Origin of the sequence: Draconibacterium mangrovi (assembly GCF_010586825.1) — a bacterium.
GTDB lineage: Bacteria > Bacteroidota > Bacteroidia > Bacteroidales > Prolixibacteraceae > Draconibacterium > Draconibacterium mangrovi.
Genome location: NZ_JAAAGB010000005.1, coordinates 189511 through 204501 on the forward strand (window position 1 = coordinate 189511; position 14991 = coordinate 204501).

The 14991-nt window shown below is 43.0% G+C and carries 9 protein-coding genes; 5 read left to right on the forward strand and 4 right to left on the reverse strand.

Going from position 1 to position 14991, the window contains the following annotated elements; genetic code table 11:
* Window positions 1-66 precede the first annotated feature (66 nt).
* The 3 genes from G4420_RS14340 to G4420_RS14350 all read left to right on the forward strand — a co-directional run bounded on the left by G4420_RS14340 (window position 67) and on the right by G4420_RS14350 (window position 6357).
* The gene (locus G4420_RS14340) at window positions 67-1626 is read left to right on the forward strand and encodes a carboxylesterase/lipase family protein (protein WP_163324583.1); all 1560 of its coding nucleotides are present in this window, start codon (window positions 67-69) and stop codon (window positions 1624-1626) included.
* A 27-nt stretch (window positions 1627-1653) separates the two neighbouring features.
* On the forward strand, window positions 1654-3969 hold the full coding sequence (locus G4420_RS14345) for a glycoside hydrolase family 3 protein (RefSeq protein ID WP_163324585.1): 2316 nt from the start codon (window positions 1654-1656) through the stop codon (window positions 3967-3969).
* 150 nt (window positions 3970-4119) lie between these two features.
* Window positions 4120-6357 (forward strand): carbohydrate binding family 9 domain-containing protein, encoded by a 2238-nt coding sequence (locus G4420_RS14350; protein ID WP_163324587.1) that lies wholly within the window; start codon window positions 4120-4122, stop codon window positions 6355-6357.
* 291 nt (window positions 6358-6648) lie between these two features.
* Here the strand turns inward: G4420_RS14350 and G4420_RS14355 are convergent, their stop codons facing one another.
* Window positions 6649-7314, reverse strand: a complete 666-nt coding sequence (locus G4420_RS14355) for a hypothetical protein (protein WP_045028091.1) — start codon at window positions 7312-7314, stop codon at window positions 6649-6651.
* A 394-nt stretch (window positions 7315-7708) separates the two neighbouring features.
* On the opposite strand from G4420_RS14355, the gene G4420_RS14360 reads away from it, so the two are divergent.
* Together G4420_RS14360 and G4420_RS14365 are read left to right on the forward strand one after the other, a co-directional pair.
* Window positions 7709-8890: a glycoside hydrolase family 88/105 protein gene (locus tag G4420_RS14360; RefSeq protein ID WP_163324588.1), complete on the forward strand. Its 1182-nt coding sequence runs from the start codon at window positions 7709-7711 to the stop codon at window positions 8888-8890.
* A gap of 24 nt (window positions 8891-8914) precedes the next feature.
* A complete protein-coding gene (locus tag G4420_RS14365; RefSeq protein WP_204273697.1) occupies window positions 8915-9772 on the forward strand; it encodes a DUF4861 family protein in 858 nt (285 codons plus the stop codon).
* Window positions 9773-10103: 331 nt separating this feature from the next.
* Here the strand turns inward: G4420_RS14365 and G4420_RS14370 are convergent, their stop codons facing one another.
* From G4420_RS14370 to G4420_RS23275, 3 genes are all read right to left on the reverse strand, one after another.
* A complete protein-coding gene (locus G4420_RS14370) occupies window positions 10104-11099 on the reverse strand; it encodes a glycoside hydrolase family 43 protein (RefSeq protein WP_163324592.1) in 996 nt (331 codons plus the stop codon).
* Between the two features lie 39 nt (window positions 11100-11138).
* Window positions 11139-12263, reverse strand: a complete 1125-nt coding sequence (locus G4420_RS14375; RefSeq protein ID WP_163324594.1) for a glycoside hydrolase family 88/105 protein — start codon at window positions 12261-12263, stop codon at window positions 11139-11141.
* 96 nt (window positions 12264-12359) lie between these two features.
* Window positions 12360-14969 (reverse strand): glycoside hydrolase family 88 protein, encoded by a 2610-nt coding sequence (locus tag G4420_RS23275; protein ID WP_204273698.1) that lies wholly within the window; start codon window positions 14967-14969, stop codon window positions 12360-12362.
* Between the last annotated feature and the right edge of the window lie 22 nt (window positions 14970-14991).

A 14991-nucleotide genomic window follows, 5' to 3' on the forward strand; every position in this document is an offset into this window, starting at 1 on the left:
TCCCTTATCCTTAACCTGTGAATAAAACAACCTTTTAAGACTAAACAAATTGTAAACCTACTACCTATGAAAAACGTTCGCGTGACTTTGTTTTTTTGTAGTGCCTTGTTTTTTTGGGCATGTTCAACTCAAACACCCCAACAAATTAAAGATAGTGTAATCCTTGCCGACGGAACGGTAAGTGGTTCGTTTGATGAAAGCACCGGAATTACCACTTTTAAGGGAATTCCTTTTGCCGCTCCTCCTGTGGGCGATTTGCGCTGGAAAGCTCCACAACCTGTTGAACCCTGGGAAGGAGTGAAACAATGCACAGAATTTTCAGCCAGCCCTATACAGTCAACTCCAATGCCGTTTAGTATGTGGACACAAGAGTTTATAGCTCCCAGGGAGCCGTTAAGCGAAGATTGCCTTTATCTGAATGTATGGACTCCGGCCAAAGATGCTACTGAGAAGCGTCCGGTTTTCGTATACATTTATGGCGGTGGTTTTTCAAGTGGCGGAAGTGCTGTTCCGATTTACGATGGTGAAGAAATGGCCAAAAAAGGCCTTGTTTTTATAACTATAAACTATCGTGTAGGAATTTTAGGATTTTTGGCACATCCGGAACTGACTGCTGAATCGCCAAACAACGCTTCAGGAAATTATGGTTTGCTCGACCAGGTTGAGGCTTTGAAATGGGTGAACAAAAATATTGCTTCTTTTGGCGGCGATCCAAACAATATTACCATTGCGGGTCAGTCGGCCGGAGCGGCCAGTATCAATTATTTGGTGGCAAGTCCTTTAACAAAAGGATTGATTCATCGTGCGATTGCAGAGAGTGGTGGTACCGTTTTTGCAACGAATGCATTGGGTCGAGGCGGTGATCTTAAAGCCGGTGAAGAAACAGGTGTAAAATTCGCCGAGTCATTGGGAGTATCATCCCTTGAAGAATTACGTGCCAAAAGTACAGAAGAGATTTTGATAGTCAGAGGTGGCGGAATTCCCATTGTTGATGGTTATTTTTTGCCAAAACCGGTAAGAGAGATCTTTGCCAACGGTGAACAAAACGATATTCCGGTAATTATTGGTTGGAATGAAGATGAAGGTTTTGGACCTCCACCTGTTTCTGCAGAACAATTTAAATCCAATGCTAAACAACTATTTGGTGATATGGCTGATGAGTTTTTAGCTAAGTTTCCAATCAACTCTGATAAGGAGGCAATTGCAATTCAGAACGATTTGGGAGCATTGCAAACTTTTGGTATTCAGTCGTACAAATGGATGCAGCTGCAAAATGAAAAGGCAACATCAAAGGTGTTTATGTACCGTTTTGAGCGCGATGTTCCTTACGCCGATGGAATGAGCGACTTTGGGGCATTCCATACCGGAGAAGTGCCGTACGCCTACAATAACCTGAAAATGAGTCCGCGCCCGTGGACCGAGGCGGATTATGAATTGGCCAACCTGATGTCGGATTACTGGGTGAATTTTGCAACTTCAGGTGATCCAAATGCGGAAGGATTACCAGAGTGGGAAGCAGCAACTCCCGATAATCTGAAAGCGATGCATTTTAACACCACATCGGTATGTGGCGATTTGCCAAGTATTGAATTGCTCAAATTTCTTGATACATTTTATTCCAACTAGAACTATACAAAACGAAATAACCATATTATGAAAAAACTGAAAATCATATCTGCAGCCTTTCTTTTTGCAGCTTTGTTTACTGGCTGTGGCCCCAAGTGGAGTGAAGAAGAAACGGGAGACTTTAATCTTGTTCATAACGAAGGTGGAGCAACTTTGGGGTATTCCCCAAAATCGGGAGTAGCACTTCTTACTGATGGAGGTTATGCATTTAAAGATTTGAACAAAAACGGCGAACTGGATGTGTACGAAGACTGGCGTAAACCGGTTGACGAACGTGCAAAGGATTTGGCTTCAAAAATGTCGGTGGAACAAATTGCCGGATTAATGTTATACAGCGGGCACCAGTCTATACCTGCCGGAGGTGGTGGTTTTGGTGCCGGAACATACATTGGAAAATCGTTGGCCGATAGTGGCGCAAGATCAAGCGATCTCACCGATCAGCAAATAAAGTTTCTTACCGAGGACAATCTTCGTCATGTGTTGATTACTACCGTTGAAAGTCCGGGCGTGGCTGCGCAATGGAACAACAACATGCAGGCTTTGGTTGAAGGCCTTGGTTTGGGAATTCCCGGAAATACAAGTACCGACCCGCGCCACGGAACCAAAGCGGAAACCGAATACAATGCCGGTGCCGGTGGAGATATTTCAATGTGGCCAACTACATTGGGTTTGGCAGCCACTTTTGATCCTGCGGTAATGAAAAAATTTGGAGAAATCGCCTCGATCGAATACCGTGCTTTGGGAATTGCAACTGCACTTTCTCCACAGATCGATTTATCAACTGAACCGCGCTGGAGTCGTTTTAGCGGAACAATGGGGGAAGATCCAGGTTTGGCAGCCGACCTCACGCGTGCTTATGTCGATGGATTTCAAACATCATCAGCGGCTAAAGAGATTGCCGGTGGTTGGGGTTTTGAAAGTGTAAATGCCATGGTAAAACACTGGCCAAGTGGTGGCCCTGAAGAAGGTGGCCGCGATGCACACTTTGGTTATGGTGCGTATGCGGTTTATCCCGGAAATAACCTTTCCGATCAGTTAAAACCGTTTACCGATGGTGCTTTTAAACTGGATGGCCCAACCGGAAAAGCCACAGCGGTTATGCCTTATTATACCATCTCATACAATATCGATCAGAAGAATGGCGAAAATGTAGGAAATGCCTACAACAAATACATCATCACTGATTTGTTAAGAGGTGAATATGATTACGATGGCGTGGTTTGTACCGACTGGATGATAACTGCAGATGCTGCAAATGTGCACGAATTCAGGGGAAAATGTTGGGGCGTTGAAGATCTGACGATTGCCGAGCGTCACTATAAAGTAATTGAAGCCGGTGCCGACCAGTTTGGCGGAAATAACGAAAAAGGACCCGTTTTGGAAGCTTACGAAATGGGCGTTAAAGAACATGGCGAAGAATACATGCGTAATCGGTTCGAGCAATCAGCGGTTCGTTTGCTGAAAAATATTTTCCGCCCGGGACTTTTTGAAAATCCTTACCTGGTTGTTGCCGAATCGGAAGAAATTGTAGGTAACCCGGAATACATGAAAGCCGGTTACGAAGCGCAGCTGAAATCAGTGGTGATGCTAAAAAACAAGGATGGCGTTTTGCCGCTTGAGAAAAAGTTGAAAGTATATATTCCACAAAAATATACACCTGCCGGAACCAACTGGTTTGGTATGCGCAGCGAAGAAAAATGGAGCGACGCGGCGAATATGGATATGGTAGCCAACTATTTCGAGGTTGTTGATGCAGCAGAAAAGGCAGATGTGGCAATTTGTCTGATCTCAAGTCCGCAAGGCGGAACAGGCTACTCGCTTGAAGATAAGGAAAAAGGTGGTAACGGATATGTTCCAATTTCACTTCAGTACGGACCGTATACTGCCGAGTATGTCCGTGAGGAAAGTATTGCAGGCGGAAGCCCGTTCGAAGACTTTACCAACAGAAGTTATAAGGGTAAATCAACCGAGGCAGCTAATGTTTACGACATGAAAGTGGTGAACGAGACCAAAGCAAAAATGGGCGATAAACCAGTAATTGTGGTGGTAAATGTGGCCAATCCGTTTATTCCGGCCGAGTTTGAAAAAAGTGCTGATGCTATTTTAATTCACTGTGGTGTGCAGGATCAGGCGATCATGGATTTGGTTACAGGTAATGCAGAACCATCGGGTTTGCTGCCTTTCCAGTTACCTGCCAACATGAAAACGGTAGAAGAGCAGTTTGAAGACGTGCCGCGCGACATGGATTGTTATACCGATGAAATGGGCAATGTATACGATTTTGCCTATGGATTGAACTGGAGCGGAATAATAAACGACGAAAGAGTAATTACATACAAATAAAACCATTCAGTTTTCAGGGGCCTTCGGAACTTCCGAAGGCCCTTTTATTCCAAAACTTGAATCAGCTAAACCAAATCTGCCAATGCTTTATTCGTACAGGAACAGATGTGCGAAATTTCGAATAAAGCTTTAGGCCGCAACCAAAATAACATGAAAAGGACGTTCATTTTAAAACTAATACCGCTTGTATTATGCGTGTTTGGTTCCATCATCGTGTTCGGGCAGGACGTTATACAAATTGCCAAAAATGATGGAACTGTAAATTTCGATGGTGTGCCCGACGAAGCCTTCTGGCTAAAGGCACGACAGTTTGAACTGATTATGCACATCCCCAATTTTGAAGCTGCACCAAGCGAGGAAACAAAAACCTACATCAGTTACGATGATAATTATTTTTGGGTAGGCGCTTTCCTGAATTATAAAAATCCGGAGAACATCGTTTCTACCAGTAAAAAGCGCGACGAGAAATCAAAAAACCCCGACTCGTTCGGAATTTTATTAGATACCTACGATGATAACGAAAATGCGCTGGCTTTTTGTACCATGCCCGCAGGACAGCGTATTGATTTTGCCGTATCAAACGATGCTCAAATGATGCCCAGCATATACGGAGCATCTTCATTAAACTACAGCTGGAACACATTCTGGGATGTTAAAACAGCTCGTACCGCAACCGGCTGGGCGGTTGAAATGCGGATTCCGTTTTCCAGTCTTCGTTTTCAGGAAGTAGATGGACGCGTACAAATGGGATTGTTGATTAACCGTGGGGTAAGCCATAACAATGAAGTGGATACGTATCCGGCTACCGATCCGAAATACGGCCGGCTGTCATCCAACAAACCATCGCTGGCACAAACGATTGAACTTTCGGGTGTGGAAAGCAAAAAACCTGTTTATGTGGCTCCTTATATCACTACCGGTGTAGAACGAACCAACGACCTGAATGAGGATGAAACGGCTTTTGATTCATCAAAAGACAATAAACTTACCGGCGGGGTTGATATCAAATACAGCCTCACCAGCAACCTTACCATGGACCTTACTTTTAACACCGATTTTGCACAGGTGGAAGCCGATGATGAACAGGTGAATCTTACACGTTACGCACTGTTCTTTCCAGAGAAAAGGATGTTCTTTCAGGAGCGATCCAGCATTTTCGATTATAAACTAAGCGGCCCAAGTAAGTTATTCTACAGTCGCCGTATTGGTTTGGATGAGGATGGTTGCCTGACGCCAATTTTGGGTGGTGCGCGGTTAACCGGTCGTGTTGGTAAATGGGACATGGGTTTTATGGATATGCAAACGCAAAAGAATAATGGAAACCCATCGGAAAATTTTGGTGTGTTACGTTTTCGCCGCCAGGTAATCAATACCAATTCGTATGTGGGGGCTATTATCACTTCCCGGGTTGGTGCCGATATCAACGATTCGTATTCTTACGGTGTTGACGGTATTTTCCGCATTTTTGGCGACGACTACATTGAAGCTGGCGTGGCTCAGACCACCGATCCCGAGGGCACTGATTTTTCGGGGGGCATTGAAAATACATTCTATCGTGCATCGTGGCAACGGCGAAGCGAGGAAGGTTTTGCATACGATTTATCTTATGCATATACGGGCGAGAATTTTGATCCCCAGGTTGGATTTTTATCAAAATTCGCCACTAAAGGGCCACGTTTAAAATTTCAGTACGGCTGGCTCCCAGGTGCCGGGTCGAAACTTTTTAAATACAGTATTGACGGAACTTTTTACGAATCGTACCGTGTTACCGACGGAGGCCTGGATACCGGTATGTACGGGCCGGGCTTTAGTTTAAATACCAAAAAAGGTTGGTTTGTAAACCTGGATTTGAATTACCGCATTGAAGGTGTTGATGAAGAATTTGAACTGGATGATAATGTTGTTGTTCCGGCCGATAAATATAAAACGTATACCAGCCGGATGACATTGATGTCGCCGGTTTCAAAGCCCCTTTCTACAACTGTAATGATGTCGGGTGGTCAGTTTTACGATGGTAATAATGTTACTGCAACGGTTGAGCCCATTTATAATCTTTCGGCCAGTTTGCAACTCTCTGCTTATTACAACTTCAGCCATGTGGTTTTTGCCAACCGGAACCAGGAAATGAATGCGCATGTAGGGCGCCTGAAGTTTTTATACATGTACAACACAAAGCTGTCGTTTAGTTCATTTTTACAATACAATAGCGTTAACAATGTAACGGTTGCCAACTTCCGCCTGCGTTATAATCCAAAAGAAGGAAATGATCTGTACGTTGTGTACAACGAAATACGACCAACAAGCGATTATGTTGACAATGGTTTGGACGAACCCCAATTCTTAAACCGGATCTTTCAGGTGAAATATGTTTATACTTTCCAGCTATAAATCATAAATATTTAGTAAAAGAGGGGAGAAGCGGGTTTACAAGCTTTTGTAAGCCTGCTTTTTTACTGGGAATGGAGCACGGAGGAAGGGAAAATTGTATAAGTAGTGGCAGATTGTATAATAGTTTCTCCTCAAACAGAGATAAAGTTAGAATTAGCTACCAACCCAAATGTTACATAATACCTCTGCCAATACTTATACAAAATGGTGAATGTTGTTTTACATCAAAAGTTAATCTGTTAAATGAGGCATCTAATTACGAGTAATTTATTTACCTCAAGCCAATCCGGATTATCTTTTTTGTATACGTGTAGTAAAATCACCAATAATATTTTCATACTTTCTTAAAACCCTGTCCCAAGGTCGGAATAGTTCGTCTGATTTAACACTAGTTCTTGCAGAGCCACTATATTCACTATTTAATTTCACTTTATATGTAAGAGGATTTGAATTAGCTAATTTTAAAATAAGCCTGGTTCTAATTGTATTTTGCATGAAACTTTGAACAGACCATGCTGTTCTTAAGTAGCTGGTTTCCTTGTCACTGACTTCAATAGCATCAAAATAGTCAGTTACAATCATATATACCAATTTCCAGGCTTCATCCTCTGTTAAATCCGGATTTACTACTATTTCAAAATCTACATTCGATTGATCTGTCTGAATAGATGCAATTTCTGAATCATCTTTTTGCATATCAAAAAAGAAAACTTTCGGAGCCTCAGGGCCTCCTTTTTTTCCACATAAAGTAGTTTCATACATGAGAAAACCTGGTTTGGTCGCCCGGACATTGTAACATTCTTTTGCGTCGAGTTTTAATGTATACGAGCCGATACCTGCCTTTTCTCCGTTGACAAAAATTTGTGCATCAGGTTCTGATGTCGAAATTCTTGTTTTTTGAGCTGATACTTGAGAAATAGCAATGAAAAATAAAAAGAGTAAAATAATTGATTTCATAATTGTAATTTAAATGTTAAATAAATAATTATGTATAACCGGGAAAGAAACAAAAGGTTTATAGGTATTTTATTAAAAGTGTTGTCAGGTATAATAACCGGCTTATTATGAATGTGTTTCTCTTAATGTTTACCAACGTCTATATACAGCACATTATGTTTAGCCATTACAAGTTATAACTGATAAGTATAAACAAGTATAAAACACCATTGTCTCCACCTAAGAGACAAACTATCAATAAGTTTAAAATACATTTATTTCTGTTTCAGCTAATAAAAAGACTTGATAAACCTGATTTTACCTGTTTTGTGAATAGCTTCCCGCGATATAATACATTTTTACTTTTGAAAATCTTGCGGTTAGATTAGTTTTGTTATTAAACAAAATTAAACCAATGAGAGCATTTTCAATTATCTTCCTGATTGTTGCCCTGATCGGATGCAATTCAAAAAATACCAAACAAAATTCAGCAAAAACAACCGAACCTTTGTGGTCGGTAAAATTTGCCGAAACCGTATTGCATGAAGCCGACAGTCTGATCTATTATAAACGCGATAATCCTAAATTCGAGTACGATTTTGCCTTTTTGGGCGATGCCATATATAAGCTTAAGGATATTGATCCGAAATATGGCGCTTACCTTAAAGATTATATTGATTTTTTCGTGAACGAGGATGGCAGCATCAACGAATACAAGATTTCGGATTATAACATCGACCGTGTGCGGCCCGGTAACAGCATCGTTACGTTGTACCAGGATTATGGCGACGAGAAATACCGCCTGGGGGCAGAAACACTGGTAGCGCAAATGAAAAGTCATCCGCGCACAAATTCGGGCGGTTTTTGGCATAAAAAAATATACCCCTATCAAATGTGGTTGGATGGTTTGTACATGGCCTCTCCGTTTTTGGCTCGTTATGCCAAAGAATTCGATCAGCCGCAATGGTTTGATGAAGTGACTTTTCAGTTGCAGGAAGTGTATAAACATACCCTCGACGAAAAAACGGGGCTGGTTTATCATGCCTGGGACGAAAGTCGCGAGCAAAGCTGGTGCAACAAAGAAACCGGCCAGTCGAAACACTTCTGGAGCCGTGCAACCGGCTGGTACATGATGGCTTTGGTTGATGTGCTGGAAAATCTGCCTGAAGATCATAAAGACAGGGAAACACTGATCACTATTCTGAATGATTTGAGTGCAGCTATTCTGAAGGTTCAGGATGCGGAAACAGGATTGTGGTACCAGGTGATGGATAGAGGAGGCGAAGACCGCAACTACCTGGAAGCATCTGGATCGGCAATGTTTATCTACGCATTTGCCAAAGGAGCTAAAAACAACTGGCTGCCGCAGGATTATTTTGACATCGCTGATAAAGCTTTCGACAGTTTAGTTGAAAACCTGGTTACGGAAGATGAGAATGGATTTGTAACTTTAACCAATACTTGTGGCTCTTGTGGTTTGGGAGGAAATCCGTATCGCGAAGCCGATTATAACTACTACGTTACTGAAAAAAAAGTGGATAACGACCAAAAAGGTGTTGCTCCTTTGATTGTGGCTGCCATTGAATTAAATAAATAGAATCAAACAAAACCGAAAATGAAGATGAGAAGATTAGTACTGCTGTTATTTGCTGTTGTTCTGATTGCAACGGCTCAGGCACAAAATAAAACCGATGTAAGTTTATTTATGCGCTCGGACAGTTTGCAACAGAGCGAAATTAGCGCCGAATCGGGCGATCTGTACAATACAATCGGGCATCATGGTCCGGCTGTAGAGAACGAGTGGATGGCCCTGCGCATTTATTTTAGCGATAAAGTGGCTATTGATGTTTATTCGAAAGCTAAACCTCAGCTTGAACTACGGGAAAAAGTGTGGTATCCAACGGCTGAAGATCAAAAAAACGGTTGGGGAGCCGATTATTACAAAGCCGGCGAAACCGTGGGATTGGGTGGCGTACGTCTTTGGGACGGCGAGAAAGTTATTCGGTTGAATCCGGTTTCAAACCGTACGGCTCGCGTAGTAAAAGAACCTACCTGCTCGTACATGGAAATGTTATCGGAAGATGTGCCTTACAAGGGGCGGAAAATTGATGTGTTGGTGCGCGTTACGGCTTATTCGGGCGAACGAAATGCCAAAGTGGATGCTTTTGCCTTAACCGACGAACCCGTACAATTTGTTACCGGGGTGAATTACCACAAAGGGCAGGAGATTTACAAAAATGACGGATTGATTGCCACCTGGGGTTTACATCCGGAAGATGTAGCTGCCGAACTGGTTGAGTTAGGCGCAGCTATAATGTACGATCCGGCTGATTTTGTAAAAACTAAAGACGATGGTACGCAGTTTCTTCTCATCAGCAAACCGGGCAAACAATTAACAACCTGGATATCGTCGGCTTGCGGTCGTGAAGCGGAGATCAATACCATGGAAAAGTTTATCGGCTTTCTTGAAAAGCGATAAGTGAATATAAATCGATCTGAAATAAAGAGTCTTATACCGAAACTGGAAAAAGCTATCCGGAGGGTTAAACAAAAGTTTAAAGCAAAAAACAATTTTGAGGCTTAAACTTTTGTTTAAACGCCGGCGGAGCTCCGGTGAAGGCTTAAAAGTTTGTTTAAACGCTTCCGGTCTTCCTTTTGAGGCTTAAACGTTTGTTTAAACCTTGTCGGGCGTTCCTTTTGGGCTTTAAACGTTAGTTTAAGCCCTGACCGGCAAGTTTTTGCCTTTTAAACTTTAGTTTAAGAGTAAATTCAGGAATTTTTTTCTGATTGACATTGAATATTTCAAGGTTCTAAGGCTTATAGGGCCCAACAATTACCAGTTTATCGCCCGAATCATCCACCTCGAACAAATGAGGAATCCGAACATAACGACCGTTTACATCTTTATGACTGTGTGCCGACAGGAGTAATTTACCCTCGAAAGTACGGAACAGCATACCGTGCCCAAAGTTTGGAGGTGTAACAGGTTCTTTCTCCTGTATCCACGGGCCATACAAAGTGCCACTTTCGGAGTAGGCAACACCCTGAACATAATCGCTAAAAACCCAGCTGGTCCATAACATGCCCAGCTTACCGGTTTGCGTTTCGAATAACCATGGTCCGTCGGTAACTTTATTTGGGATGATGTTTCCCTGCTCATCTTTTTCGCGGCTCCATGGCGAGTCGTGTGCACGAAATAAAACCTTTCCTTCACCAATCGTTCCCGAGAGATCCGGTTTTAGTTCGATCTTTTCAATGGTGCCGTTCCAGTTTTGCAGCCACTCGTAGCAATAAACCATGTACGGTTTTCCGTCTTTATCCACCCAAAATGTTCCGTCTAAAGTGGGTTTATCGGCCGGCAGATAAGTCGGGTCCTTCATCGGAACATAAGGCCCGTCGGGTTTATCGCTTACCAAAACATGACTGGCTCGTCGCTCGATCTCATTTCCTCTAACCGTATCGATAATCACATTGCGGTTAGTAAAAGTGGCAAAATAGTAGTACTTGCCGTTGTATTGATGCAATTCGGCCGCCCAGATCATAGGGCGCGGTCCCATCCACGAATCAGGATCGGTTTGTGCCACCACGAAAGGGCCGGTCCACCATTTCAGATCTTTACTTTTCCAAAGCAATCCGCCCGTTCCGGTCATGTAATAAGTGGCGGTATTTTTATCGGCCAGAATGCACGGATCGCTCAATCGAATGGAGTCCAGAGGAATATTCTCTTTCACTTCGGGTTTCCGGTTTTGTGCAGAAAGGGGAACAATTACGGCGATTAAAAATAATAGCGTTAAAAGTCTTTTCATTGGTTTCAGTTTATGCCGTTATCAATTCAGGCGGAGCTGCTATTTACACAATTTGTAAACTTCGCTACCGGCTAAAAGGAAACAGCCCAAACCGTAATCTTCAAAATCGGGTTTGCTGGTGTAAGTTACCGGTTGCCCGTCTTTTGGCTCTTTTCCGGTTCCCTGCACATAGCCTAAAAATCCATCTTCATGAACCGATTCAGTGGCCAGTGCATTCCAACCTTTAGTAATAGCCGGGATGTATTTTTTTGCGCTCAAAATACCATTGTTCACTCCCCACGCCATGCCGTATACAAACATCGATGTGCCGCTTGCCTCTTTGCCCCCGTAATTGTTCGGGTCGTGCAGACTGGCATTCCAAAAACCATCTTCGCGCTGAATGGGAAGAACGGCTTTCATCATCTCCTTGTAGGTTTTCAGGTATTCTTTGTAGTGCGGATCATCTTCGGGTAAAATATCCATTACCCGAACGAGAGCGGCCACCACCCAGCCGTTTCCTCGGCTCCAGTAGCAATCTTCGCCGTTTGGCTCTGTGTAGGGCGGTGTAAAATCGGCATCGCGCCACCACAAACCATCTTTTTTATTGTACAAGCCCTGCGTAACTTTTGTGTCCATATACATTTTGTACATGCGCTCCGAGTACTTGCTGTCTCCGGTAAGTATGGCCAGTTTGGCAAATACCGGCATGGCCATTTGCAGCGCATCAATCCAGTCCCAGTCGTCAGTTTTATCGGTTTTGAGCATCAAATCTACCGAGGCTTTAATGTCTTTTATGCGCTCCGGTTTTTGTTCGATGTTATACAAATCGATATAAGTTTGTCCGGCGCACTGGTTGTCGGCATTTCGCGAATCAGAACCGTATCGTAATCCCCATTTATGAGACTCGCCCCAGTCGATCGCGTATTGCAAATAGGCCGGATCGGGTTTTATGGAATACAAGGCCATTAATCCTTCGTAATACACCGCGCGGGTCCACAGGTTGCTGGGACGTTCTTTGTTTGTGATCACGTTCACCCCCGGATCTGGCCACTTTTTCATCAGGTGGGCATTGGTCTGTTCCATTTTTTCTATTACATCAGCTTTTGATGGAAGTTGTTGCGCGTTCAGCAGGTTAACTGATCCTGCTATGAGGCAGCTGATTAGTACAATTATTCCTTTTTTCATATGATAAAAATAGTTTGATTTAAAAGTGGTTACCGCATTTTATGCTTGTGATCTCCCCCCCGATGTTTTACAGTTTCTTTACTGATTTTGAATATTTTAGTTACCATCAGGTTTGATTAGGTCATAGTTTGGGCTGTCGGGCCAGAAAAAGTTTTGCCAGCTATCCGGCTGTTTAGGATCGAAAGTTTTCCAGTCGTCAATAATGTATTTTTTTAACTCGTTATCATTGTCGATAAGTTCCTGAACAACGCATTTTGCCAGTTCGTAAGCCCCGTAAGGACTAAAATGTGTATTGTCTGCCAAGGGGTTATCCTGGTTGGGGAAAGTGTTGGCAGGGTAGTGAACAAAGGCTTTTTTTGAGTTTTCTACTCCCAAACTTTCGTAAAAATACTTACTCATTACATTGAGGTCGATGAGAGGAATATTTTCCCGGGCTGCCAACTGGCGCACAGCATCGGGATATTCTTCGAGTGTATTCACTATTTTGCCTTTTTCATCAAATTTTCTTCGGTTGGTTGAACTTACCAACACGGTTTGGGCTCCTTTTTCTTTAGCCGATTTGATGTAGAAACGGAGTTCATCCTGGTAAGTGGTATACGGTTCTACATGGTTGCCACCTGGTTTTTGATCATTGTGTGCGAATTCAATAAAAAGATAATCGCCAGGTTTTATCAGGCTTATTATTTTTTTTAGACGATTTTCGCGTCTGAATGCTTTTAGGGTTTCACCCGATTCGGCATAATTGGCGACTACAATTTCCGGTTTTAAAAAGCGTGTAAACATTTGTCCCCACGATGCCCACGGCTCGTATTCCTGATCAACCACTGTTGAGTTTCCGGCCAGGTAGATTACCGGTAAATCGTTGGCCTCCTCAATTATTATTGACGATACGCAAGGGAGGGGACCGTTAAATTCAAGAGTTAGGCAGTCATCCCAGTTCAGGTATGTCATTTCCCGTGTTTTCCGGTGAATCTCCTCAGTGGCATTAATTTGTGGCGAGCGGTGATCAACAACAATGGTTTTGCTCACGATCTCGCCTTTTTTTGTTTGAATATTTTCAAGCATTAAACGGCGCGATTCCGCTTTTACAGTGGTAGCAGTAGCTTCCCTGGTATTTCCCAGTGTTAATGTAATCTTGTAGCGGCCTTCACGTACATCAAACTGGAAATAAAACGGTGCATCGGAACTGATCCAGTCATCGCTTGCTTTGTTTGATCCATTCTTCTGACCTGTCTTTAAAGCAACCTCACTAATGATTCCAAAACCATTCTCTTTTGAATACGATGTTGCAGGAGTTAAAGCCTGAAAGCCATCGGCTACTTTTCCGTTTCCAAAATCAAATCTCCATTCACTCTTTTTTTTTTCGGTATAAAACTGAAGCGAGCTGTCGTTAATTCTGATGTCGTGTGTTTTTACCAGTTCTATCATTTCTGCTCCAGCCAGGATAACAGGGCCGTATCCGTGAGCGGCGAATACGTTAACCGGACGATAATAGTAAAATGCAGGATCAAAACCCATGCCTGTTCCCACGCAGGTACCTTCAACCTGTCCTTTTTCGTTCACTTTTGTTGATACGGCATTCCAGGCCAGGCAGGCTACCGGACCATAAACTTTTGCATCAACATAACCACGGTTAATGGCCCGAGCAATTGCATAGGTATAAATGGCTGTAGCCGATGTTTCCAGGTACGTATCGTTCCGGTCGATCAGCTGATGCCAGAATCCTGTTCCATCCTGGTAACCGGCCAATCCCTTTATGTGGCGTTTTAACAGGTCGAGCACCTTATCTCTATCCGGATAATCTTCCGGAAGTACTTCAAGCAATTCTACCAGTGTCATTACAGCCCAGCCGTTGGCTCTTCCCCAGTGAAACTGCGGATGTTCTTCCATATCCATTATCCAGCCGTGCATGTAAAGCCCCTTTTCGTAATTGAACATACGATTTGAAAATTGTAACACCTGTTTCACGGCATCATCAAAATATTTATTGTCGCCACTGTAACTACCCATTTGTGCCAATGCCGGAACGCTCATAAACAGATCGTCGAGCCACAGGGAATTGGGTTGCGGACGATTGCGTGCCAGTGTATTGTCCTCAAAACGAAATTGTTTGTTGCTGATGTAATCGATGTAACTTTTTATTCTACTGTCCAGATTTTGGGCTTTTCCGCTGTTGCTTGCTTTAATCATGGCTGCACAAATGGCTCCGCAATCGTCGAGTGCGTGAGGGTGAACGGAGCGGTACAAGGCGTATTGTGCGCCTGGGTTTTGTTCTTCAACCTTTGTAAACGCATCCAGCGCTTTACCCATAAAATTGAGCCTTTCGCTGGTATAAGCTGCGTACTTCGGATCTCCCGAAGTTTTACTCGCGAGTAACATGCCGGCATAGGTAACTCCCCATTCATAACTGTTTAACCGAAAGTCTCCCGGCATAAAAATGGTATTTTCATCCACTTTTGAAAAATCAGTAATTTCTTCCCCGGTATTTTTATTCTGGAGTTTGGCAGGGGTGCTTTCATTTAAATAGTTATAAACTTTATCGATGGTTTTTATAATATCGTCTACATCCGGTTTTCCGTAAGGGTTGGGATAATCCGGTTGAAGCAGATGCAGCGGAGTAGTTACATCATTTACTTTTTGAGCCGATACTGTCAAGCCGAACAAGGTGCAAATAACAGTAAAAATGGTAATTAATTTCTTATTCATATCGTTTTTGATTTTTGTAATC

Excerpts from the sequence above, each read along its gene's own strand:
- G4420_RS14340 (WP_163324583.1), top strand. The coding sequence starts at position 67 with ATGAAAAACGTTCGCGTGACTTTGTTTTTTTGTAGTGCCTTGTTTTTT.
- G4420_RS14345 (WP_163324585.1), top strand. The coding sequence starts at position 1,654 with ATGAAAAAACTGAAAATCATATCTGCAGCCTTTCTTTTTGCAGCTTTG.
- G4420_RS14350 (WP_163324587.1), top strand. The coding sequence starts at position 4,120 with ATGAAAAGGACGTTCATTTTAAAACTAATACCGCTTGTATTATGCGTG.
- G4420_RS14355 (WP_045028091.1), bottom strand. The coding sequence starts at position 7,314 with ATGAAATCAATTATTTTACTCTTTTTATTTTTCATTGCTATTTCTCAA.
- G4420_RS14360 (WP_163324588.1), top strand. The coding sequence starts at position 7,709 with ATGAGAGCATTTTCAATTATCTTCCTGATTGTTGCCCTGATCGGATGC.
- G4420_RS14365 (WP_204273697.1), top strand. The coding sequence starts at position 8,915 with ATGAGAAGATTAGTACTGCTGTTATTTGCTGTTGTTCTGATTGCAACG.
- G4420_RS14370 (WP_163324592.1), bottom strand. The coding sequence starts at position 11,099 with ATGAAAAGACTTTTAACGCTATTATTTTTAATCGCCGTAATTGTTCCC.
- G4420_RS14375 (WP_163324594.1), bottom strand. The coding sequence starts at position 12,263 with ATGAAAAAAGGAATAATTGTACTAATCAGCTGCCTCATAGCAGGATCA.
- G4420_RS23275 (WP_204273698.1), bottom strand. The coding sequence starts at position 14,969 with ATGAATAAGAAATTAATTACCATTTTTACTGTTATTTGCACCTTGTTC.